Origin of the sequence: Paenibacillus ehimensis NBRC 15659 (assembly GCF_004000785.1) — a bacterium.
In the GTDB taxonomy this organism is placed as follows: Bacteria; Bacillota; Bacilli; order Paenibacillales; family NBRC-103111; genus Paenibacillus_G; species Paenibacillus_G ehimensis.
Genome location: NZ_BILX01000012.1, coordinates 25,159 through 48,074 on the forward strand (window position 1 = coordinate 25,159; position 22,916 = coordinate 48,074).

The 22,916-nt window shown below is 53.2% G+C and carries 24 protein-coding genes and 1 pseudogene; 12 read left to right on the forward strand and 13 right to left on the reverse strand.

Going from position 1 to position 22,916, the window contains the following annotated elements; all coding sequences use genetic code 11:
* The first annotated feature begins 11 nt into the window (after positions 1–11).
* The 5 genes from PEH01S_RS09450 to PEH01S_RS09470 all read left to right on the forward strand — a co-directional run bounded on the left by PEH01S_RS09450 (position 12) and on the right by PEH01S_RS09470 (position 5,677).
* Positions 12–998, forward strand: coding sequence for a substrate-binding domain-containing protein (locus tag PEH01S_RS09450; protein WP_127485048.1), 987 nt, complete (start codon positions 12–14; stop codon positions 996–998).
* 50 nt (positions 999–1,048) lie between these two features.
* Complete coding sequence (locus tag PEH01S_RS09455; protein ID WP_127485050.1) at positions 1,049–2,335, forward strand: extracellular solute-binding protein; 1,287 nt, start codon at positions 1,049–1,051, stop codon at positions 2,333–2,335.
* 127 nt (positions 2,336–2,462) lie between these two features.
* Complete coding sequence (locus PEH01S_RS09460; protein WP_127485162.1) at positions 2,463–3,830, forward strand: extracellular solute-binding protein; 1,368 nt, start codon at positions 2,463–2,465, stop codon at positions 3,828–3,830.
* Positions 3,831–3,910: 80 nt separating this feature from the next.
* A complete protein-coding gene (locus tag PEH01S_RS09465) occupies positions 3,911–4,795 on the forward strand; it encodes a carbohydrate ABC transporter permease (protein ID WP_025852026.1) in 885 nt (294 codons plus the stop codon).
* A gap of 12 nt (positions 4,796–4,807) precedes the next feature.
* Positions 4,808–5,677, forward strand: a complete 870-nt coding sequence (locus tag PEH01S_RS09470; RefSeq protein ID WP_025852028.1) for a carbohydrate ABC transporter permease — start codon at positions 4,808–4,810, stop codon at positions 5,675–5,677.
* 124 nt (positions 5,678–5,801) lie between these two features.
* Here the strand turns inward: PEH01S_RS09470 and PEH01S_RS09475 are convergent, their stop codons facing one another.
* From PEH01S_RS09475 to PEH01S_RS09485, 3 genes are all read right to left on the reverse strand, one after another.
* The gene (locus PEH01S_RS09475; RefSeq protein ID WP_127485052.1) at positions 5,802–6,587 is read right to left on the reverse strand and encodes an endonuclease/exonuclease/phosphatase family protein; all 786 of its coding nucleotides are present in this window, start codon (positions 6,585–6,587) and stop codon (positions 5,802–5,804) included.
* A 105-nt stretch (positions 6,588–6,692) separates the two neighbouring features.
* The gene (locus PEH01S_RS09480; protein WP_127485054.1) at positions 6,693–7,607 is read right to left on the reverse strand and encodes an ABC transporter ATP-binding protein; all 915 of its coding nucleotides are present in this window, start codon (positions 7,605–7,607) and stop codon (positions 6,693–6,695) included.
* Positions 7,607–8,293: an ABC transporter permease gene (locus PEH01S_RS09485; RefSeq protein ID WP_025852031.1), complete on the reverse strand. Its 687-nt coding sequence runs from the start codon at positions 8,291–8,293 to the stop codon at positions 7,607–7,609. Before PEH01S_RS09485 ends, PEH01S_RS09480 begins: the two co-directional genes overlap by 1 nt.
* Before the next feature lie 172 nt (positions 8,294–8,465).
* Between PEH01S_RS09485 and PEH01S_RS09490 the strand changes: the two genes are divergently transcribed.
* Together PEH01S_RS09490 and PEH01S_RS09495 are read left to right on the forward strand one after the other, a co-directional pair.
* Positions 8,466–9,191 carry a response regulator transcription factor gene (locus PEH01S_RS09490; protein ID WP_127485056.1) on the forward strand — a complete coding sequence of 242 codons (726 nt, stop codon included), beginning with the start codon at positions 8,466–8,468 and terminating at the stop codon, positions 9,189–9,191.
* Positions 9,188–10,921, forward strand: a complete 1,734-nt coding sequence (locus PEH01S_RS09495) for a sensor histidine kinase (RefSeq protein ID WP_127485058.1) — start codon at positions 9,188–9,190, stop codon at positions 10,919–10,921. Before PEH01S_RS09490 ends, PEH01S_RS09495 begins: the two co-directional genes overlap by 4 nt.
* Positions 10,922–11,002: 81 nt before the next feature.
* On the opposite strand, the gene PEH01S_RS09500 is transcribed toward PEH01S_RS09495, so the two are convergent.
* Complete coding sequence (locus PEH01S_RS09500) at positions 11,003–12,094, reverse strand: M24 family metallopeptidase (protein ID WP_127485060.1); 1,092 nt, start codon at positions 12,092–12,094, stop codon at positions 11,003–11,005.
* Positions 12,095–12,201: 107 nt separating this feature from the next.
* On the opposite strand from PEH01S_RS09500, the gene PEH01S_RS09505 reads away from it, so the two are divergent.
* A complete protein-coding gene (locus PEH01S_RS09505) occupies positions 12,202–12,480 on the forward strand; it encodes a DUF3784 domain-containing protein (RefSeq protein WP_025852036.1) in 279 nt (92 codons plus the stop codon).
* Positions 12,481–12,544: 64 nt separating this feature from the next.
* Here PEH01S_RS09505 and PEH01S_RS09510 read toward each other — a convergent pair whose 3' ends face one another.
* The gene (locus tag PEH01S_RS09510; RefSeq protein WP_025852037.1) at positions 12,545–13,618 is read right to left on the reverse strand and encodes a YiiG family protein; all 1,074 of its coding nucleotides are present in this window, start codon (positions 13,616–13,618) and stop codon (positions 12,545–12,547) included.
* Between the two features lie 238 nt (positions 13,619–13,856).
* Between PEH01S_RS09510 and PEH01S_RS09515 the strand changes: the two genes are divergently transcribed.
* The 3 genes from PEH01S_RS09515 (at position 13,857) to PEH01S_RS09525 (ending at position 17,543) form a co-directional block, all read left to right on the forward strand.
* Positions 13,857–15,884, forward strand: coding sequence for a peptidoglycan D,D-transpeptidase FtsI family protein (locus PEH01S_RS09515; RefSeq protein ID WP_127485062.1), 2,028 nt, complete (start codon positions 13,857–13,859; stop codon positions 15,882–15,884).
* 145 nt (positions 15,885–16,029) lie between these two features.
* Entirely contained in the window at positions 16,030–16,593 is a 564-nt protein-coding gene (locus PEH01S_RS09520) for an RNA polymerase sigma factor (RefSeq protein WP_246062862.1), read from the forward strand.
* Between the two features lie 191 nt (positions 16,594–16,784).
* Entirely contained in the window at positions 16,785–17,543 is a 759-nt protein-coding gene (locus PEH01S_RS09525; protein WP_164827756.1) for a DUF4367 domain-containing protein, read from the forward strand.
* Between the two features lie 312 nt (positions 17,544–17,855).
* On the opposite strand, the gene PEH01S_RS09530 is transcribed toward PEH01S_RS09525, so the two are convergent.
* The 3 genes from PEH01S_RS09530 to PEH01S_RS09540 form a co-directional block, all read right to left on the reverse strand.
* A complete protein-coding gene (locus tag PEH01S_RS09530; protein ID WP_025852043.1) occupies positions 17,856–18,260 on the reverse strand; it encodes a hypothetical protein in 405 nt (134 codons plus the stop codon).
* 560 nt (positions 18,261–18,820) lie between these two features.
* Positions 18,821–19,123 (reverse strand): hypothetical protein, encoded by a 303-nt coding sequence (locus PEH01S_RS09535; protein WP_127485066.1) that lies wholly within the window; start codon positions 19,121–19,123, stop codon positions 18,821–18,823.
* Between the two features lie 81 nt (positions 19,124–19,204).
* Positions 19,205–19,438, reverse strand: coding sequence for a hypothetical protein (locus PEH01S_RS09540; protein WP_127485068.1), 234 nt, complete (start codon positions 19,436–19,438; stop codon positions 19,205–19,207).
* A 264-nt stretch (positions 19,439–19,702) separates the two neighbouring features.
* Here PEH01S_RS09540 and PEH01S_RS09545 point away from each other — a divergent pair, with 264 nt between their 5' ends.
* Positions 19,703–19,930, forward strand: coding sequence for a helix-turn-helix domain-containing protein (locus PEH01S_RS09545; RefSeq protein WP_025852045.1), 228 nt, complete (start codon positions 19,703–19,705; stop codon positions 19,928–19,930).
* Positions 19,931–20,241: 311 nt separating this feature from the next.
* On the opposite strand, the pseudogene PEH01S_RS09550 reads toward PEH01S_RS09545, so the two are convergent.
* The 5 genes and pseudogenes from PEH01S_RS09550 to PEH01S_RS09570 form a co-directional block, all read right to left on the reverse strand.
* A pseudogene (locus PEH01S_RS09550) lies at positions 20,242–20,457 on the reverse strand (SMI1/KNR4 family protein); the annotation flags it as partial.
* 207 nt (positions 20,458–20,664) lie between these two features.
* Positions 20,665–21,168: a HEAT repeat domain-containing protein gene (locus PEH01S_RS09555; protein ID WP_127485070.1), complete on the reverse strand. Its 504-nt coding sequence runs from the start codon at positions 21,166–21,168 to the stop codon at positions 20,665–20,667.
* The gene (locus PEH01S_RS09560) at positions 21,159–21,398 is read right to left on the reverse strand and encodes a hypothetical protein (RefSeq protein ID WP_127485072.1); all 240 of its coding nucleotides are present in this window, start codon (positions 21,396–21,398) and stop codon (positions 21,159–21,161) included. The genes PEH01S_RS09555 and PEH01S_RS09560 overlap by 10 nt, the downstream gene beginning before the upstream one ends.
* Positions 21,399–21,766: 368 nt before the next feature.
* Complete coding sequence (locus tag PEH01S_RS09565) at positions 21,767–22,612, reverse strand: DUF72 domain-containing protein (RefSeq protein ID WP_127485074.1); 846 nt, start codon at positions 22,610–22,612, stop codon at positions 21,767–21,769.
* A 36-nt stretch (positions 22,613–22,648) separates the two neighbouring features.
* On the reverse strand, positions 22,649–22,915 hold the full coding sequence (locus tag PEH01S_RS09570) for a hypothetical protein (RefSeq protein WP_025852051.1): 267 nt from the start codon (positions 22,913–22,915) through the stop codon (positions 22,649–22,651).
* Position 22,916 lies beyond the last annotated feature (1 nt).

Sequence of the window (22,916 nt, forward strand, 5' to 3'; positions counted from 1 at the left end):
AGGAGCAGCCGATGCAGACGCATAAAAAAATCGTGTGGATGCTGGTGCCTCTCTTGGCCTTGGGCGCCTATACCGCCATCCTGCTCCAGTCCGTCCGGACCGAAAGCGGCAAGGACAAGAGCATCATCGTCATTATGAAAAGCAACGATATCCGCACGGAATTTTGGCAGACGGTCCGGGCCGGCGCGAAGACGGCGGCCAAGGAATTTCAGGCTAAGGCGGACGTACGCGGTCCTCTGCAGGAAACCGACGTGCACGAGCAGATCGGTCTGGTGGAGCAAGCGATTGCAGAGAAGCCCCAAGCGATCGTGCTGGCCCCCGCCGATGACGACCTGCTCGTTCCTGTGGCGGAGAAGGTCCGCAAAGCGGGAATCAAGCTGGTCGTGATCGATTCGCCGTTGGGCGGCAATCCCGCCGACAGCTTCATCGCCAGCAACAATCTGGACGCAGGCAAAAAAGCCGGACGGGCGTTGGCCTCCATGACGAAGGGCCGCCCCGCCGTGGCGATCCTGAGCGACAAGAGCGGCTCGCCCACCGCCACGGACCGGGAAACCGGCATTCGGGAGGCGCTCGCCGCCGATCCGTCCGCGGTCGTCGTCGGCACGCGGTATGCCGCGAATCAGGAGGAGCGGGCCTATCGGGCGACCAAGCAGCTGCTGGCCGACCATCCGGAGATTAACGGCATGATCTGCTTGAACGAGACGGCTACCTTGGGCGCGGCCAAAGCGATCAAGGAGCTGAACAAAAGCGCCTCGCTCAAGCTCGTCGGCTTCGGCGCTTCGATCTACGAGATCAAGCTGCTGGAGGAAGGCACGCTGCATGCCACGCTGGTCCAGAAGCCTTTTAATCTCGGATATTTGGGCGTGAAGGCGGCCGTGGAGCTCATCGACGGCAAAAAAGCGAACCCGCGCGACAACATCGATTCGACGGTCGTCACCAAGGAGAACATGTACGATCCGGAAAATCAAAAGCTGCTCTTCCCTTTTGTGGAAAGGTAAGAAAAACGTGCCCCGGCCCGGGCTACACTCCAAGAATCGAGGTGGACCGAATGAACCGACCGAAGCTCCCCGTCCTGCCCGCCGCAGCGGCCGTGCCGGCCATGCTGCTGATGCTTATGCCGTTGACGCTGCTGTCCGGCTGCGGGATCGCCCCTTCCCCTTCACCCGCTCCGGCGGACCCGAAGGCGCTGATCCAGTTCCTGGCCGCGGAGTACAGCACGGATACGCGACCGCTGCTGGAGGGCATCGTGAAAGATTTCGAAGCGAAATATCCGAACATTGACGTCGAGCTGCAGGTGGCGAATTGGGACATCCTGGACGGCGTCTATACGACCATGATCAGCAAGAACCAGCCGCCGGACCTGCTGAACACGAACGTATACGCCCATTTTGCCAAGGACGGCCTGCTGAACGATTGGAACGACATCCTGTCCCCGGAGCTGAAGGCGAACCTCTCGCCGATGTTAATGCAAATGGATTATTGGAACGGCGCCCAATACGCGATCCCTTATCTCGCCACCGTCCGCAATCTGTATTACAACAAGGATATTTTTGACGAAATCGGACTGACCGAGCCCCCGAAAACGTGGTCCGAGCTGGTCGAGACGGCGCGGAAAATCAAGCAGGCGGGAAAAGCCGAAGGCTTCGGCGTGGACTTGACGGACAACGAAAGCCAGGCCTATTTGTCCTATTTCTTCTTCGGGGCGGGCGGAGGCTGGATGAAGGACGGGCGGTGGACCATCAATTCGCCGGAAAACGTCGAGGGGCTGACCTTTCTGAAGTCGCTGTACGACCAAGGGCTGACCGATGCCGAGCCGACCGTCACGACGCGCGACGAGAAGCACCGCATTCTCGGGAACGGAAAGCTCGGGACGATGATTTCGGGCAACTATTTCACCTCCGTCGTCCCCAAGGAATTTCCCGGTCTGAAATGGGGCATCGGACCGATGCCTGTCAAGGACGGGACCCCGCCCATCTCCTTCGGCGTGCAGGATATGCTGGTGTCCTTCAAGACGGATCATACGAACAAAGAGGCGCTCTCCAAATTCATCAGCTTTCTGTACGACGATGCGCGCTACGAAAGCATCATTCTGCGCGAAGGCTTCCTGCCGGTGACCAAGTCCGTAGGAGACAAGCTTGGGGCTAAGGACCAGAACGTTAAAGATAGTCTCGAAGCGCTGCGGACGGCCAAATTTTATCCGGTCAACCACCCTGCCTGGCAGAAGGTCATGGACGGAACGCGAAAAATGGGCCAGGCCGTCCTGGTTGACCGCATGCCGCCCCAAGCCGCCCTCGACCAGCTCCAGCAAATCGCGCTCACGAAAAGCAAGGAGTAATGCCAATAAATAAAAAAATAAAGAACTCTTGGAAGATATTCAATGGAGCTTTCGGACCAAACCTCCTAAGATAAGGTTACGCAATCCAGATGTGCTGTAACGATCATCTTTTAGGAGGGTTCGAATGATGAGAAAAGCATTGACCAAAAGCGCGGCCTTGGGCATGGCCTCCCTGCTTTGCGCGCTTTCGCTGGCCGGCTGCGGGGCCGCTCCGGCGGCGAAACCGGCCGACACGGCCAAGCCGGGCGAAGCCGCCAAGCCCGCCGACGGAGCGAAGCCTGCGGACGGGGCCAAAATCACAGGCGACTTCGAGATCCAGTACTTCGTCGGCGGCTACGGCGACGGCTGGTGGAAAGAAGTGATCGGCGAGTTCCAGAAGAAGTACCCGGACCTCAAGATCAAGCAATCGGCCGGGTCGCAAATCAACGATCAAATGAAGCCGCGCTGGATTCAAGGCAATCCGCCCGACGTCGTCTACATTGACGGAGCCGGATCGAACGAAACCCAGATGGTCAAGGACGACCAGCTCATGGACATCTCCGACTGGGTGAAATCCGCGAAGAACGCCGACGGCGACAAGCTGACGGACCAATTGATCGCCCCTCCTCAAGATTACAACGGCAAAAACTATACGATCCCGCTCGTCTTCGGCTCCTGGGGCACGTTCTACGACGAAACGCTGTTCAAGAAGAACGGCTGGACCGTGCCGACCGATTGGGACAGCTTCCTCGCCACCAGCGAGAAGATCAAAGCCTCGGGGATCAGCCCCTACATCCATACCGGCAAATACCCGTACTACATCGTCGGCGGGCTGCTCAACTCCGGCTTCGTGTCCGAGAACGGGGACAACCCGCAAATTTTGAAGGATCAGGAAGCGGCGAAGGAAAAAGCATTCAAAAACGACGCTGTCGCCAAAACGCTGCAAAAGCTGGTCGTTATGCGGGACAAGGGGTATTTTGACAACGCCTCCTTCGGCATCAACCACACCGATTCGCAAATGCTGTTCCTCCAACGCAAAGACGCCATGATTCCGAACGGGCTGTGGCTGGAAAACGAAATGAAGAAGGACGTCCCGGCCGACTTCAAATTCGGCTTCATTCCTTCCGTCATGCAGAAGCCGGGCGGCAAAAGCATTGCCATTCCTTACACGAGCAATATCGCCATCGCGAAGAAAGCGAAAAATCCGGAAGCGGCCAAGGCGTTCGTGCAATTTATTTTCACGAAGAAAGCGGCGACCCGCTGGGCGGAGCTGACCGGGGCCATCATGAATGTGAAGGCCGATCTGGAAGCGACAACGGCCAGCGGCGTCGTGAAGACGGCCATGAAATATTTCAACAGCAGCAACACCATCGTCGCCCCCGTATTCAAGCTGAACGCCGACTTAGAGCAGGCCGAGAGCGATGCCACGATCGCGCTGCTGCAAAAGAAAATTACGCCGGACGAATGGATGGACCGCATGGAGAAAGCCGCCGCTAAAGTCAGAGGAAGCAAATAGCGTCTCGTCCCCGGGAACGATCGGCAGGACCTCTTCCTGCCGATTGGCCTCTTCCAATTCCTAGCAGTGGAGGATGTCTTATGAAATGGAACCGCGCGCTTTTTATTACGACCTTCCTGCTGCCGACCTTCGCGGTGTTTCTGGTGTTCACAATCTATCCGTTATTCCGCGGCTTATATTTGAGCTTCTTCGACTGGTCCGGCGGCTCGGAAACGATGAACTTCATCGGGCTCGGCAATTACCGGGAGCTGCTCTCCGACGAGATTGTCGGCCAAGCGATCAAGAACGACTATTTTCTCGTTTTCTGGAAAGTGGTTCTAATCATGCTGATCGCCACCTTTTTCGCCGTGGCTCTGACCCGGCTGAAGCTGCGGGAGTACGGCTTCTACCGCGTCGTTTTCTTCTTCCCGAACATCATTTCGGTCGCGGTCATCGGCGTGCTGTGGAGCTTCATCTATAATCCGCAGCTCGGCTTCCTCAATGCGTTCCTGTCGCTCTTCACCGACAAGCCGGTCGAGACGAACTGGCTGGGCGACGCGAAGCTCGCCATGTGGTCGCTGCTGCCCCCGAGCGTCTGGGCCGGAATCGGCTTCTACATGATTCTGATCATCGCCTCGATCCTGGCGATTCCAAGCTCGCTCTATGAAGCTGCGGAGATCGACGGCGCCGGGCAGTGGCAGCAGTTCTGGAACGTGACGCTGCCGCTCATCTGGGAGCAGTTCAAAACCTCGGTGCTGCACATTGTCATTACGACGCTGAACGGATCGTTCATTATCGTCCGGCTCATGACCGACGGCGGTCCCGACAATGCGACACAGGTGATGGGCTACTATTTGTATCAGATGGGGTTCAAGCAGTATCACTTAAGCTACGGCGCGACCATCGGCGTCCTGATTTTAATCCTGTCTTTGCTGACCACGCTGATCTTGAGCCGGTTCTTGAAGCGGGAAACCATCGAATTGTAGGGAGGGATACGTATGGCCGGGACTTCCGCCGCAGGCAAACCCGCACATGGCGCCACGAAAGCGCTCGTCCGTTTTTTTCCTCTGGTATGGAGCATTCTTGTCATTTACCCGGTCCTGTGGACCTTCTTCACCTCGCTGAAGGATAACCCGCAGGTGCTTCAGGGCAAGCCGTGGGACCTGCCGTCCCCGCTCATCTTCGAGAATTACGCCAACGTCTGGAGCCGCGCGCACTTCGGCGATTATTTCATCAATTCGGCGCTGGTCACCGCAAGCAGCACGCTGCTCTCGCTGGCGATGGCCGCCACGACCGCCTACGTGCTCGCCCGCTACGAATTCAAGGGAAGAGGGGCGCTTTATTTCGTCTACGTCGCCTCCATGATGATTCCGACGATTCTGGGCTTGATTCCGCTCGTCTTTTTGCTCAATACGCTGCACCTGTCCAATTCGCTGCTGGGCCTGACGTTGGTCTACTCGGTGGGGGCGGTCGGCATTTTGCCCTTCGGCGTCTTCTTCCTCGTCGGCTTCTACAAATCGCTGCCGAAGGAGCTGGAGGAAGCGGCGACCATCGACGGGTGCTCGTATTTCGGAACGTTCTTCCGCATCATGCTGCCGTTGTCCAAGCCGGGGCTGGTCACCGTCGCCATTATGAACGCGCTGACCGTCTGGAACGAGTATATTATGGCGACCGTCCTGATCAACGATCCGACGAAATATACGGTTCCGGTCGGCATCGCCATCATGCAGGGGGAGATGCAGTATCGTACGGAATGGGGGCCGTTGTTCGCGGGACTCGCCATCTCGATGATTCCGGTCATCATTGCTTACAGCTTCTTCCAACGGCAAATTACCGGCGGGTTAACCGCAGGGGCCCTGAAGGGGTGATCGGTGGAAGATTCCTCCAACAAAAATAAGGTCTGCTCTGCGCCCGGTGAAGGCAGGAAGCAGACCTTATGCGCGTGCGGATCAATAAAGAACGAGCAGGGCACCCCTTGTGCCGTACCGCCTCCTAGAGCAGCCGCACATGCGCCTCGACCGGATAGTGGTCCGAAGGATACATGCCTTCCCAGCGGTCACGATGTACGATCGTTTTCGTAAATTCGGCGCCTTCCGCGGCGAACAAATAGTCGATCGGCTGGCCTTCCGTACCGCCTTCATAGGCATGGAACGTCCGGCCGGGCTCCTCGTACAGCACGTCGAAGGCGTCGGCAAGCCGATCCTTCAGCGCGACGATTGCGGGGTTATCGGGGAAGGCATTGAAATCCCCGGTTAGCACGACCGGCATCCCGTCTTCCTCCCGGCAGCGCCCGATTCGCTCCAGCACGAGGCGCGAGCTCTCTTCTCTGGCCCGCTGCCCCAGATGATCGAAGTGCGTGTTGAACGCATAGAAGCGGCGGCCCGACGCCTTCACCTCAAAGCAAGCCCATGTGCAAATTCGCGGCAGGCTGCTGTCCCAGCTCTTGCTGCCCGGCACACCCGGCGTCTCCGACAGCCAGAACTGTCCGTTCGACACCAGAGCAAGCCGATCCTGCCGGTAGTAAATCGCGCAGCCTTCGTCGCGGAGCTTGTCCTCCTCGCTCAGCGGGCCGCTTCGCCCTTCGCCCAGCCGGCCGTACCCCGGCAGCTCCCGGTCCAAGTCGAGCAGCATCGCGTTCGTCCCTTCCTGCGTCCCCACGACAAGCGGAGCCGTCTTCTTGATGGCGGCGGCCGCGTGCCGGATGCGGTAAGGCCAAGCGTTGTCTCCGTCTACGGACGTATTTACACGCAGGTTAAACGTCATGACGTTCAGTTCCATCGTGGCATTCTCCTCCAATGAGTGATGTACTTCGGCGTGAACGCATCTTCACAGATGGGCTTTTTCCATTTCCATTGTCAACCATGAGGAGAGATCCCGCAAGAGCTAATCCAGCATAAAAATATCCTCCAGCGACAGACGGGCCGTTTGTACGCCGAACATGTCCACTTCATGCGAGCACAGCACGCGGATGACGGCGGCAATGTCCGCTTCGTCCCCGATCTCCGCCGTAAGGTGCCGCTCGTCCCAGCTTTGGATTCGGCAAATGCTCTGCTGCTGCAAGGCTTCGCGCGCCTTCCCATACAGCTCTTCGCTCCGCGCTGCCAGCTTGACCGTTACCTGCATGCCCGGCTGGAACGTTCGCTGCAGCTCTTCGATCGTGCCCAGCCCTGTGATGTTCCCCTGCTTCATAATCGCAATGCGCGTGCAGAGCTTTTCCACTTCATGGAGATTATGGGAGGTCATGAAGATCGTTTGCCGCTGGTCCGCAAGCGTGCGGATGAGCTGCTGCATCTCCAAGGCCGATTCAGGGTCCATGCCGGAGGTCGGCTCATCCAGAAAAATCAGTGCGGGCTGTCCGAGAATCGCCTGCGCGACCCCGAGCTTCTTTTTCATCCCGAACGAAAATTTCTTCGTCTTCACATGCGCCGCCTGACTCAGACCGACCTTGCCCAGCACGTCCAGACATTCCTGCCTGGACACCTTCAGCCCCTTCACACCGGAAAAATACCGCAGATGCTCAAGCGCCGTGTCGTTCCCGTAAAATTCCGTATAATCCGGCAGCACGCCGATATGCCGTTTGACGCGGTCCAACTGTCCGTGAGGCGTGCCCAGAATGGAAAATTCCCCGCCGGAGGGCCGGACGATGCCGGTCAGCATGTTGATAAATGTCGTTTTCCCTGCGCCGTTGCGGCCGAGGAAGCCGAAGATCTCCCCTTGGTTCACCTGCAGCGAAATACCGCGCACCACCTCGTGCTTGCCGTACGATTTTCTCAGCTCATTCGTTTGGATGGCGAGCATTATAGATCCCTCCTCTGCAGCAGCAGGATGGTGCCGCCCAACAGGACGGCCGCCATCAGCAGAACGACTGTCCAGCCCCACGAGCCGCCATCCAAAAAATAATAATACGGGGTCGCGTACTTGATCACTTTCAGCCACAGCTTGTCGGAAAACTGGCTCCACAGCCCGAACACGGGGATGGCCAAGCCGACGAGCAGACCGGTAAACATCGACATCGAGCGTCTTGGAATCAGACTGGACAGCAGCAGACACATCGACACCATGTAGAGAAGCATCACCAACAGCTGGCCGAACGACTTGAAATAAAACTTCTCCGCGAACGTCGTAATGATGCCGAACGACAAGAGCAAGCAGACGAACCAGTACGTAAAAATGCCGAGAAACTTGCCCAGCACGATCGACAGCCGCGACGTTTTGGTCACCAGAAAACGGATGGTCCGGCTTTCCAGCTCGCGATTCATGGTATCGTGGAAGAGGGAAAACATAAACAGAAACCCGAAGAGATTAATCAGCAGCACCAGACCGCCGACATAGCCTTCTTCGGCTACCTCCTTGCCGAGTAACGCGCCGTTCTTCGCTACGAAGTCCGACAAAAAATAAGAGACCGCCGTAAAAATCGCAATCGTCACGAGCGAAAACACGCTTTTAAAGGACTGCAGGAATTCTTTTTTCCAGATGGCCAACATCTTGCCTCTCCCCTTTCACACCAACCAGCATACACCGCGGAGCTAAACCACGGCGAAACGCCGGATAAAGACAAGATGAATCGTGCGCCGCGACGTTTAGGTTCTGTTAACCCGGAAGCGTTATACTTAATGTCAGAATCATTTTGAGGGACTATAGAGAGGAACGATACCTATGGAAGAAACGGCAGTTTTGCTGGTGGACGACGAACCGGCTCTCCTGGGGATGCTGGATATGGTGTTGAAAAAAGAAGGCTTCCGCCACATCGATCATGCCGGATCGGCCGCCGCGGCGCTTGCCCGGTGCAAACAGAAGCGCTACGATATCATTTTGCTCGATGTGATGCTTCCGGATAAAAGCGGCTTCGAGATTTGCCCGTTTATCCGGGAGACGACGGATGCCCCGATCCTGTTCGTGACCGCGAAGGGCTCGGATCTGGACAAGCTGACCGGCTTCGCGATGGGCGGCGACGATTATATTACGAAGCCGTTCAACCCGCTGGAGGTCGTCGCGCGCATGAAGGCGCAGCTGCGCCGCTCCAAGCCGCAGGCGGAGGAACCGGGCAAGTCCGCCCGTGCGAATGCGCCCGTCTACGATTACGGGCGTTTTCAGGTCGACGAACTGGCGGGAGAATTGCGCGTGGAGGGAAAACCGGTCGCCTGTCCCGCTCAGGTGTTCCAGCTGCTGCTCTTCCTCTGCAAGCATCCGAACCGCATCTTCACGAAGGACCAGCTGTACGAAGCGGTCTGGGGCATCGACAGCATGGGCGACGATCATACGGTCATCGTCCATATCCGGCGCATCCGCGAGCGTATCGAACGGGATCCGGGACAGCCGGATTACCTGGTGACGGTCCGCGGGCTCGGCTACAAGCTCGTCCCGCCCAAGGAGCTGCCATGAACCGGATCAGCCGCAGGCTTACCTTTCAATTCGTCGCGCAGTTGGTCTTGTTCATTGGGGTCATGGCGCTGGGAACACTCGTATTGATCGTCTACATTGGCCTGCAGACGGAAAAGCACGCCGGAGCGGATCCCGAAGGCCTCCGGGAGTTGGGGTCGTTCCGTTACTCGTTTGCCGTGAAGGGCGGTCAAGCCGTCGTCGATGCCGCATGGGCGTCCGCCTTGCCGGAGCGCGGCGGCTGGCTCCAGGTCGTGAGTCCGGAGGGGGCAGTACTCGCCTCAACGGCGGCGCCCGCCGATGTCCCCGGTCAGTACGCGCCGGGAGAGCTGTTCGCCTTCTGGAAGAAAAAGCTGCCTTTTCCATACGCGCTGACCATCAATCGAGTGGAGAAGGACGGCAAAACGTACATCGTCGTCTATGGCGAGAAGCGCAAGGCCGAACAGGCGCTGCAGCAAGCGCTGCCCGCCTTCGACGGGCGCACGTTATCGCCGGCAAGCGAGCAGGCGCTGCGGCAGCAGCAGGCTTCGCTGCGTATTTACGGCCCTGACGGCCGGCTGCTTCACGCCTTTGGGGAGGAGTCTGCGCCCCGTCCGGAGGCTGCTCTGGGCGACATGCTAGGGAGCGCCGCAGATGCCGGGAAGACGGAGGCGGAGGAAGCGGTGCACTTTGACCCGGCGACCCGGCAGACGTGGATTGTCCGTACCTCGGACGGCATGTCCGCGGAGGCCGGGGAAGGGATGGAGCGGATCATCTCGAATGCGTTTCTTGCCTATTTTATCGGCCTGGCCGCGTTCATTCTGATCCTTTCCTACGTATACGGCGTCCGCTTCGGCCGTCCGTTCCGGGCGATGCTGGAGTTCATCGAGCAATTGGCTTCGGGGAACTATACGCAGCCGCCCCGGACGGGCAAGGGGAAGTCCCGCGGCAGCGGCGATCGGCTTAGGAAGCCGAAGGGGTCCTTCCGGTTGTTCCGGGAGGTGGGCGAATCGCTCGAAGGCTTGAGATTGGAGCTTGCCCGCAGCGAGCAGCTGCGGAACCGGCTGGAGCAGACGCGCGAGGAATGGATTACCGGCGTATCCCACGACCTGAAGACGCCGTTGTCGTCCATCAGCGGCTACGCGCATGTGCTCGAATCGGCCTCGTACTCCTGGTCCGAAGAGGAGCTGCGGACGATCGGCCGCACCCTGCGCGAGAAGTCCGATTTCATGTCGGAGCTGATCGAGGACTTGAGCTTGACGTACCGCTTGAAAAACAACGCGCTGCCGCTCGACCGGAAGCCTTCGGACGTGAATGAAGTCGTGCGCCGGGCGGTCGTCGCCTTTATGAACGATCCGCAGGCGGCCTCCTACGCCATCACGTTCTCCCCTTCGGGCAGCCCGGTCATTTACCCGGTCGACCGCAAATGGTTCACACGCATCGTCGATAACATGATCTCCAATGCGATCAAGCACAATCCGGCGGGGACGGCTATCGACATCGCGGTAAACGAAGAGGCCGGACGAGGCTTCTCGGTCACGATCCGGGACAACGGCGCGGGGATGGACCCGAGGACGCTGGACAGGCTGTTCGATCGCTATTACCGCGGCACGAATACGGAGGAAACGACGAGCGGCTCGGGCCTCGGCATGACGATCGCCAAGCAGCTGACGCTGGCGCATGGCGGCGAGATCGCCGTACGCAGCGAGCCGGGCGAGGGGACGGAGATTGTGCTGCGTTTTGGTAGAGCTTGACGCTCAAGAAAATATTCAATAAATAGAAAGGTCTGCCCGCCGTCCGAAGGACAAGCAAGCAGACCTTTCCTCATGCCAAGTTTATCCGATCACCGTCAGTTCCTTCGGGAACGACGTCAGCACCTCGACGCCGCTGCCGGTCACCCGGACATCGTCTTCGATGCGCACGCCGCCGAGACCCGGCACATAAATGCCCGGTTCGACCGTAAAGACCGCGCCTGCCACGAGAAGGTCGGAGGTTCCGGCATGAATCGACGGGAACTCGTGAATATCGATGCCGAGCCCGTGGCCGAGCCGGTGCACGAACTGCGGACCGTACCCGGCCGCCTCGATCACATCTCTGGCCGCCTTGTCGATGCTGGCATACGTTACTCCGGGCTTCACCGCTTCAATCGCCCGCAAATTCGCCTGCAGCACCGTGTCGTAGATACGCTTCAGCTTGTCGTCGATCTCCCCGACGGCGAACGTCCGCGTAATGTCGGAGGCGTACCCGTCCGCGAACACGCCCAAGTCGATCAGCAGCAGCTCGCCGGTTTGGATCTTCCGCATTCCCGGCGTTCCGTGCGGCATCGCAGACTTTTCGCCGGCCAGCACCGACGTGGAGAACGACGGGCCTTCCGAGCCGAGCTTCTTCATCTGGTACTCCAGCTCCGCGACAATCTCGATTTCCGTGACTCCCGGCGTGACCTTCTCCAGCCCGCGTCGAAGCACCTCCTCCACCAGCGACACGGCCCGCTTCAACCGTACGATTTCGTCATCCGACTTCACGACCCGCATCTCGCGGAGCGGTTCGTCCACATCGACGTATTCCGAAGCGCCGACCGCCGCGGCAAGCCGCTCGAACCGGCTGACGGTCAGATGCGTCTTCTCCAGACCAAACCGCCGGATTGCTCCCGGCAGCAGCCCCTTAAGCACGGCGTACGGATCGTCCGTATCCGTATGAGTGGCAAACGCGCCGACCCCCGCCGCCGCTCCGCGGGCGGCTTCCTCGTCCAGCGCAGGGACGATCAGCGTCGGCTCCTTATCCGGGGTAAGCAGTACCCCGAGGAAGCGTTCGTGCGGATCCGACGCGTAGCCTGTCAAATAAAAGACGTGCTTCGGCAGCGTAATCAACATCGCGTCCAATTCACGGTGTTCCATGTAAGATTGCAGCTTGGCAATTCTGTCGTTCATATATCGTTCTCCCCTGCCCTTCATGTTTTCATGCCGGGGCGACAAATCCTTGGTATAATGGAATCAAAGGCTATGAATATACGATGATACGAGGAGGTCTCTTGCCTATGAACTATCATCTCATTCTGCTGGGATTTATCACCTATCTCTTAGCTTATCTGATCGGCGCCAAAAAATATACCCGTTTTTTATCCGGTTTCAACGAAAGCCGGGTCCGCGATAAAGAGAAGCTGGCGAAAATCGTCGGGACCTACAATCTGATCGTCAGCGTGCTCTTCGTCCTGGCCGGCGCGCTCAACCTTCCTTACGGCAACGCACTCGTTCCTCTTGTAGTCCTGGGATATTTCATCCTTCTCGTCTATGTGAACATGAATATGTTGGACTGAAAGGCAGGGGGGCATGTTCCCCACAGGCCCCCCCATGCCGCCTGTAGTCCGGGAAATCTGAACCTTACTTCAAGCGGTTGTATTCTTGGATGGCGTCGCGAAGCGTCTTCTTGAACTTCTCCGGCGTGCCATTTCGATTTTCGAGAAAAAAGCTGTTACTCAAGTCAAATTCGTCGACCGCACTCTTCTTGTTCACACGCTCGATGATTTCGGAAGCGGCAACCTTAACCTCCTTGGCTTCGTCCACATAATCCTCCACCAAATCGCTTCTAAGCCCTTCTTTCTTCGCCCGCATGGCGTCCTGCGATAGTTGTGTCAAATTGGTAAGATCCTCAACCAGCACGTCGTACTTCGCTTTAAACTTGCCCATGTCCAGATCCAGGATGTTTTTGGCCGTTACCCCCTGCTCTTCCATCTCGGCGGACAGTGCCTGCGCATCCATTAAAAACTTCAGAGCGCTGTACCTGAGCTGCTGGTCATTGTCCTGATATTTCTTCAGACTTTCCTGCCTGCGCTCGGCTCCCATGCTGGCCATCGCCTTCAAGAACTCGCCCGAGGCTGCATAATAACCATCCGCCGCCTTAACGATCTTCGTATGCAGCTCTTTACTCTTTGCAAAATTATCATCGACATACCCTTTGGTTTCGTAGTAATCGTGTGCCTCGGACAGGATGGCGACCAGCTCGTTCATCACCGGCTTCAGCTTGACAACCGCGGGGTCTACGGTCGGAAAAGCAGGCGTTTTATCGGCGTAGCCGAACTGCTTGTTCAAGGCGGACTTGTCGTTGGCCGAAACCGACAGCATGGTGAAGCTGAAATGCTTCCCGATGATCGGCTGCTCGCCGTCCCCGAGCTTCTCAAAATAACGGGTTAGCACCTGCTCCAAGCGGCCTGTCATGTAATTATTGAGCTGCACATACGCGTTATACTTCTCGATCTCCATCGCCTCTTCCAAGGCTTCGATGTTTGCCGCGTCGTTTTTATTCTTACCCGATTCCCCCGAGGCCGCGCCTGCAGACGGTTTGTCGGCCGTCGTGCCGCTTGGCTCCGCAGCCGGCGGGTTCACTTTGAGATTGGAGCAGGCGGTAAACATCGCGCATAGCAGCGCGAGCGCAACAAACGAGCTTAACTTTTTCAAAACAGAAGCCTCCAAGCGATTCAAATTTTCGGTCCAGACTAGTAAGAGATAACAGCTTGTTTTATCGGCGAATAGGCTTGAAAGCTTTAGGACAAAAGCCAGTAAAGTGGTAATTTTCACAATTTTAAAAAGCACAAAAAAATAAATCCCCTTTTTCTCAGCTTATGCACCTTTTCTCCATTCTGGATCGTCTCTACAATATCAGAAATTTCTTCCTTATTCACCCTCAGGAGGCGCGATGTTGAAAAAGTTAGCCGAACGGATGCGTCCGCCAAGCAGCGGGCTTCCCCTTGCATCCAGAATTAATGTCTTTTTCTTTATTACGTTTTGTTTGTTTTCGATCTTGATTCTCCGTCTTGCCATGCTTCAATTGGTGGAAAGCAAGAATTTGAAGGAAGAAGAAGCCAACAATAAAAACAGGCCCATACCGCCCACCCGGGGCAATATTTTCGATCGCAAAGGCGCTCCGATCGCCTATACCACGCCTACCCAATCGCTTTATTTTCGTATCGAGCAAGGACAAACCCAGGATCAGGTCATTGCTCTCGCGCGCGAGCTGGAACGAATTTTCTCGGAGCGCGGAGCCCCGTCTCCCAAAAAGCTGACCGCCGAAGAAATCATCAGGCTGATGGATGTCGGATACGATCTAACCAAAACAAAAACGAAGGAGCCTTCCTTCTATTACGTCCCGCGACGAATCAAAACGGATCTCACCCGCGACGAAATCGCATATATCGGGGAATGGCGCGACGAACTGAAGTGGATTCAAGTCGTAGAGGAAAGCACGCGGACCTACGACCGGGAGAATACGATTGCCGTTCAATTGGTCGGCTATATGAAGCCGTTTTCCGCCGCCCGGGAACCGAATAACGGACTTCCCTTTTATCGGAAAAAAGAAAATACGGAGGGGTACGTCGATACGGAGGATGTCGGATTCGATGGGATCGAGCTGATGTACCAGAAGGAGCTGCGCGGCGAAAGCGGATACAAAGCGTTCCCGGTCAATGCGGCCAATAAAATTGCCGGCCCCGAGGTGACGCTGCAGACTCCGAAGAAGGGCAACCATCTGTATTTGACGATCGATAAGGATGTCCAGCTTATGACGGAACAAGCGATTATGGACCATCTGGCAACGTTGCAGTCCTCCGGCAACCGGTTCGCTTACGCCCCGAATGCCCGGGCGGGCTACGCCGTAGCGATGGAGGTGAAGACGGGCAAAGTGGTCGCTATGGCCAGCATGCCGGATTACGATCCGAACTTATGGATCAGCGGGTTCTCGACAAAAAGCGACTTCGATAGCATCCAGCCTTTTGTCAATAACGGCACCATTACGACCGCCTACGGCAATTTTCCGGAGGAAGAACGGAAGAAGCATCCCACATCGATCGTCTATATGGGCTCGACGATCAAGCCGTTGTCCGTCTTGATCGGCTTCAAGGAAGGCCTCATCCATCCCGGAACCCAATATTACGATACCGGCGTATTTACCTACGGCAAAGACAACTCGCGCCTAACCAACTCCGACCGGGCCGCTTACGGGTGGCTGACACCGGCCACGGCCATCGCACACTCGTCCAACACGTTTATGTCGGATAAAATCGGCAATGCGCTGCACTCGAAGTACGGCGAAAAAGCCGTAGACGTGTGGGAGGACTATTTGGCCAAGTTCGGACTGGGGGTTTCCACGCAAAGCGGCCTGCCGCGAGAGTATAAAGGCGTCAACGAGTTTAAAACGAACAAGAGCGAATCGTTCCAATCCCGGATGGTATTTGCCTCTTGGGGGCAGAACGAACGTTACACGACGCTGCAATTGGCCCAGTTCGCCACAACCCTCGCTACACGGGGCAAAAGGCTCAAGCCTTTGCTGGTGGACAAGATTGAGAGCTACGACAGAGGCCAGCTCATCCAGAAATTCGACGAACCGGTCGTACTGGACGAAACGGAGTTTGCCGCGGCCGAGTGGAACGCCGTGCTCCAAGGCATGGCCAATGTCAAGGTGCAGGGCTTCGACGGTTTCCCGTATTCTTTTGCCAGAAAAACCGGCACCTCCACGCAGTCCGTCGGCAAAAAACTGGTCGATAACGCCGTATTCATCGCTTTCGCGCCTCTGGAAAATCCGACGCTCGCCGTAGCCGTCGTCGTCCCGGAGGGCGGATTCGGCGCCTGGGGCGCTGCGCCGATCGCCCGCAAAATATTCGACGCGTATGACCAATATTACGGCCTGGACGGCGTTCCCAAGGGAACCAAAGCGGCCGCCGATAAGTAAGCATGTGGAAAGGCTTGCTCCTTCTCGAATGAGGACCGGAGCAAGCCTTGCTTTTTTTCTTGCTTGCCCAGCTGACGCGCTTAAATTATTCTGTTGGTACTGTCACATTTTTGCACGGGTGGTTCGTTGTACAGGGTGAAAGGGGATGAACGTGGTGGATGATTCTGAGCTTCGTCAGACGATTGCTGACGTCCTGGAGGGTGATATCGACAAGTTCGAGAAAATCGTGCAGAACTACCAAAAACCGATTTTCCGCTACTGTTATCACATGCTGGGCAGCGATACGGAAGCGGAGGATAGCGGACAAGAAGTATTTTTAAAGGCCTTTCGCAACTTGACGAAGTACAGTCAGCATGTGCCGTTTGGCGCTTGGTTGTACAAGATTGCCTACAATCATTGCATCGATGTCATTCGCAAGCGAAAGCTGGCCAGATATCTGCCCTTCTTTTACCGGGATGAGAAGGAAAATAAACACATAGATCAGCAGATCGAAGCCAACTATTTTAATGAATTCGTACATCGGGCCTTATCGAGATTAACGACAGAAGAGCGGAACTTGTTAATTTTGCGCTGTGTGGAGGATAAGAGCTACGAGGAAATCAGCCTGATTCTGAATCAAAGCAGCGCTAATCTGCGAAAAAAATACGGACGTTCGGCTGCAAAATTCCGGAAGTACTATGCTCAAGTGAAGGAAGTGGGATTGGTATGACATTGGACAAGGATCAGGATTTGAAAGCACTTTTTCATGACCCGCAGCTTCCCGATGTTGACTTGACTGGAGAAGTGATGAGGAAGCTGCACGCCGAGCAGAACAAGAAGGAGCGTTTTTTTGTGAAATATAAAGTCAGTATACTGGTCGCAGTCGGAATGCTTTTGACGGTATCGTCAGGGTTTGCCGCGATGAAATACGATTTTTTGAAAAACGAGCAGGGCGAAGTGATTTATGAGGTCAAACCGTTGAAGCAGTCTCCTCCTCCCACTTCTTCGGAAGAAGAACGCCAACGCTTGATAAAGGTCCGGGATTTGGCGGAGCAATTGTTGCCGGATGGTTCGGCGGGTCTCTTTTATGTCGTTCCCCACAATCCGGACAAGCAAACGGACACCAGGTACAAGCCGGTCATGTTTAACGATGCAGCGGCACTCCGTGCCAAATTGGCAGGCAAGCAAGTTAAAATTCTTGATCGTTTGGGAGAGAGCTTCAAGTTCGAAAGCGCCAAGGTCTTCTTTGCGCCGGTCAATGAGGTGAATCTTCCTACCCCGGAAGAAAAGGCGGCAACGGCGGAAAAGCTGCGGAAGCAGGCGGAGGAATCGAGCAAGGATTATGCGATGATGCCCCTCGAGCTATCTGATGATTTTTTTCATTTGAGAACGGTTTATAAACAGGGGGACGATGAAGTAGACGTTACTATCGTCAAATCCAATAATGGCCCATTTACGGCTTATATCGAAGAAGACATTGATTTCGAGCAGGAAAAAATTAAGGTCAAAGGTGTCGAAATGCTTTATACGGTTTACAAAGACAAAGACGGAAAAGGCGGAAGAAAAAATATCACCTGGATCAACGGCAGTTCGGGCGCCGAATATACGTATCAAATCGACGAGTTCTGTAATATGAGCAAAGAGGATTTGATTAAAATCGCCGAATCGTTCTTGAACTAACCGAGTGGTGCACGCGAAAAAAAGTGAATCCCCGATCGCATCTTGTTACTATTAACACGCCGAATCATAAATACCGTAAAAAGTTCCTTGCCTTTCATCTCAAGGCGGGGATTTTTTGCGTTTACTATTCAAGTCATTAACATGTAATGTTTACCTAAAGTTCAAACTAATTTCCCTGCACGTTTCGTACATTTGAAGTATTCCGGTAAATTGAAAAAAGACTCCCGGCCGGGAGTCCTTATGAGCTTTGCTGCTTATATAGGATTTTCTCAGCACCGTGGCGCAAAGGAGCTGTTCTATGTCGGGACGCCGTTAGCGAACCACCCGGATATTCACTTTCATAAAGTTGGTGCATTGCTTTTTATTTTGGATGAACAGCATATACTGGCTGCTCTGCTTAACATAAATCGTATTGTTTTCCGGCTGCTCTTTCCGGATCGTCTGATTGTTGTTCCTAAGATCCACAAGCCACCAATCGTACTCGTCGGCAATAATCGAGGTTAGGCGAATCCCCTCGTTTGGCTGGAGTACATAAGGACCCGCAACCGCGACGGCCCCCGGCTCCAAATGATACGTAACCTCGCCCTCCGGCGGCGCGACAATAATCTGTTGTTGAGGCGCTTGTTGAACTGGGGTTCCTTCCGCCGCAAAGCCGGGGCTTGATACAAGACTTGCTCCAATCACGGCAATCGTTAAAGCAGTTGTCATTTTTTTCATTTTTTCTCCTCCTCCGAATAATACCGTGCAAAATAATTTTTGAGGTCTGGCCAGTGCCCTCAAGCAATTAATACCATATAAACCCTTTATTTGAAATATTTTTCAATCAAATTACACAATCTTTTTATCCAAAAGTTACAAATTTTTGAAGTTAACGTGATCATTATTTTATTTAACCTCTCGGTAAAGTCGCGTATCTCTGGATCTCAGACCACCCCTGTTTCATGTTGTCACAATAGGCTCGGTGCCTTTTCTACCCGCACCTACAGCAATTCGGTTTGCAGATCGAGAGCTGCGCGATGAAGGGTCGAAACAATGTCTTCAACCGTTAATTTATGTAATGACATTAATTGACCGATGGTCATATTCAATATAGCCATGGTACAAGCTTCATAGGTTTGAATTTGCTGCATCAGGTCTCGTTCTTCGGCATCCAATCGATCCTTAAGGGTAGTTTCGCTGCAAAATTTGAATGTAACGCTATTCCGTCATTAACAAAAATGATATATCGGAATACAGATACAATTCTTCTTTGAATTTAGTTCTATAGCGGTTTATAGTTATAAGTAATTGCCTATGAACTGGATAAACCTCGCGCCTCCACTAGGATAAACGCTGATCCACAAGCAAAAATTTACATCGAGATCAAATTCTTTAGCTGTATCTGTGACGAAGCTTAAATTCGTGCTGACCCAAAAGGACTTGCAGCTAAAATCCAGCGTATCTCCCTCTTCACTCTCTCCCTGCCTGCTAATTTTAAAATAGGCATGATCTTCTACTGCCTTTCTCGCTTGGGCCAGTAAAAATTCATCTATTTCTTCTCTCGTTTGAAAATCAGTGTAGAAAGAATAAGATAAGTCCACGCTATTCTTCCCTCCAAAACCATCTTGCGCTTGTTAGCGTTCAATTCGTCTACTTCTGATTTTCCAGTGATAAAAAGCTTACTACGTAGCGCTGCTTAGTCTTGCTTTGGCTAATTGCATATGAAGCAAATTCTCACGTTGTTCCATCTCTACTTTAAAAAGAGATATCAGCAAGTCTTCCATTACGATACAGTTAATTTTACCGTTTTGCTGCCGCACAAAGTTCAAAATAATATCTCTGCACGTTTCGCATACTTGAATCATTCCGAGTAAATGAATTTCCTCTTGTTGGTAGGTTTCTACGACATCTTGCATGCTTGCTTCCTCCATCCTTTGAACAGTTTTTTGACTTTTCATTTTAAATATGAAATAAGCAATAAATGCAGCTTTTACAGCCCGATTAATGGTCATTGGTTTAATTCTGATTCTTTAAAGCGGTCGCCCCCTCTTTCATTACAGATTTAATATTGGTAGAATTGCATTAGCTGTATTATCTTTACGATTTTTCTTTGATCAACTAATAATTGACTATATTTTAGATATTAGTAAATTAACAATTGACTTTCAAGGAGTTTTTATATGTTTGACAAAGAATCCTTTTCCGCAAGATTACTTGAACTTCGCAATGAAAGGAAAGTAATGGCCAAAGACTTGGCAGAACATCTAGGCATCACAAAACAAGCCATGAGTTCGTTGGAAAAAGGAAAGAATATCCCAAGTGTTCCGACTCTCATTGCTCTTGCTGACTATTTCGAAGTGAGTCTTGATTACCTGGTTGGCCGCTCAAATAATCGAACCTTGCTTTAATTTCCTTGCATCTTCCGAACTATTCGGCAGCATGTAATATAAATAAGCTTATTCCTACTTTAAGTTCAAGTCGGAATAAGCTTTTGAATAGTGAAATCGTTATACGGGTATTACATGAGTTATATATGTTTAGTGGGATCACTTACTCGGCACTGGGCAGGGTCTTTTTGAATAGCCGCTGCTCATACTCATTCGTTGAGTGGTAATTTGTGATATAGCAACGGATGAAAGAAAACGCAACACGGGCGGCAATCTAGCATTGCGGCATTGCTGGTTGTATTGTACGACCTCACTTCTAAGATGTAAACACTTTATTCTTCAGAGTCTTCAATTAATTTATCAAGAAACTCAAAAATATCATTCGCAAGAAAGTACATATTGCTCATATCCTCGGAGTCTTCAGGCTCTTCCTCATGATCCCAAAAATAAATAGTTTCATTGTATGGCTCTTTTGTTCCTAAGCATATGACGTTCCCCCCAGGGTCATCTCCTATCGGAATAAATCCTTCAGGTAGTCTATATTCATAACAAGAATAATTGTTCCATCTTCATGATGATGCCATATATAACCTGCAGGTGCTTTATCAGGTGCCGGTACTGGTGGATCCGAATCCTTATTCTCTTTCCTTACCAAAATTGGATTGTAAAAAATTTCAAAAGCGACAAGTAACTAAATCACCTGTCGCTTTTTCGAATATTTCATAAATGTGTTCACTTTGGTAAATTATTTTATACTACTTTTTTATAGAGATTCTTTTTAATTGGTGTAAAGCATACTTTTTAATTTCTTTTTCCTTTGATTTACTTAAGAGTTCTAACTTCTCTTTAGACTCTGGCGTATTAATATCACCTAGAGCCCAGATACATTTTACGGCAAGGGCATTTGTGTAATGAAGATACTCAAATTTAGTTATTGCTGCTTTATAGAGACTTTCTACCGATGAATTTGATTTAAAATATTGAAGCAAGCCAGCAATATCCTCGTGTGCCTTGTGCCAAGCTTCGGTAATTAACTGGTTTAACATTTCCAAATGTCTTTCATCAAACAAATCAAATGTAAATCCTATATAAAATATTAATCCTAGGTCATCTTTATTTTTTTCTCTACAAATAACTTCTAACATTTTGTCAAAGTAGCAAGTTATTTCCATATTTCCCTTGAACAAATCCAAAAATTCTAGATCTGTTATTTCACCGCCAATAAGTTTTTTTATTAGTATTCTTAGTTCTAAATCCATTTTTCTATCCTTTCAACAAGCTCGGTATACGGCATTTTCGGATTTTGGAAGGAGCGTTTATGCAGTTTCACGTCCAGCAGGCAGGTATGCGAGGCAACTTCGACCGTTAAGTAATAAATGCCGCGGATGGCCTGTACCTGAATGTTCCGGAAGATACCTTGAAACCACGTTTTTTGTTCTCCATCATCGTCGGTCAGGACAACTTTGACCTGCGTTTGCGCATTGGCCATTTGGACGTAGCTGTCCCTTCGCTCTTCCGGCACAATCCCGGTTAAAGTCAGCTTTGCATGATCGTTGAAGGTTTACCACTTGCAAATCTTGCAGATTTGTCCATTCAAAAGGTCCCACTTCGATGTTTCCATAGGTGATGACCTAACCTCCCATACGGATCTCTCCCAAATATGATCAACCGAGGTGCTTATGAGTTTTTTTTGTAATTTTTGGCATTGCATTTTTATCGACCTTGTTTATTGAAAAGTTTAGGTTTGCAGCGATAAAGTGGTAAGATTCACAGAACTGAAACCAGTAGTTTCCAATCTGGTGCCCGGGAACAAAAAAACAAAGACCCAAACCCGGAGAATCCGGGCCTGAGCCTGTCTCAAAATAAATCCAACTGCCGCGGGGCGAACGGCTTCGTCGGCAGTCCGAGCAGCTCCAGCATCTGCATTGCGTTTGCCGCGGCGTCACCGCCTGAGTTGTTGTTGAAAATGACGCAAATCTCCTTGCTCCGCTCCTGCAGCTTCGCGAGATGCTCCTTCCACTCCGCAAGCTCGTCCGCGTTATACCGGTACAAGTAGCGGACCTCGCGCCAGTTCGGACCGCCTCCTTGGTTCCAGTTAGCCGCGTTGCGGCCGTGCATGCGGACGATCGTGACGTCCGGGTCCGTCGGATGCAGCACGGTCGGCACCGAGCCGACGCCAGCTTGCGGTTCGTCGCAGACGCTGTGAATCCAGCCTTCTTTTTCCATGAAGGCCAGCGTCTTCGCCTTCATCTCTCCGTCAAACCAGCTCTGATGACGGAATTCCAGCGCCACGGGCAGGTCGCCCATCCGCCGCTTCGCTTCCCGAAGCTGCTCGACGTTCAGCCGGTTGCAGTCGAACCAGGGCGGGTACTGGAACAGCACCGCCTTCAGCTTGCCCGCCGTCCGCAAGGGCTCGACCGACTCGCGGAACGCTTGAAACATATGGTCCGCATCCTCGAAAGGGTTGTTCCCGCGCTGATGACCGGTCATGCCTTGGTAGGCTTTGACCACGAACGCGAAGCCGTCCGGCGTATCCCCGGCCCACCGCTCGAAGTTGGCGGGCGACTGCACCGCATAGAACGAGCTGTCCACCTCGACAAGCGAGAAGTACCTGCCATAGACCTTCAGTTTATCTCGGGCCGGGAGGCCCTGCTCGTATAAGTCGCTATGGTCGCCCCACCCGGCCAAGCCGATTCGGATCATGAACGTGTGCCTCCTTGCCTTGCTGCGCCGTATGGCTTATCCCATTTCCGACAATATCACCGAAATGACGATGCCCGCCGCAGCGATCCAAAACAGTTTCGATTTGAAGTATCTTTTTATCACGCTATCCTGTCGTTTGAATACTTTACCAGGGTCCTGCTGCATCTGCAAATCCGTGGCGTAGTGCGCTTCCGCGGAACCGCCGTTATACGTAACTCCGCGGCCTCCTCCGCCCACGAATAAAAAATTCAAAATAAGCGCCAGCAATGAGGCAATAAACAAATAGTCCGAAACGGTATGCATT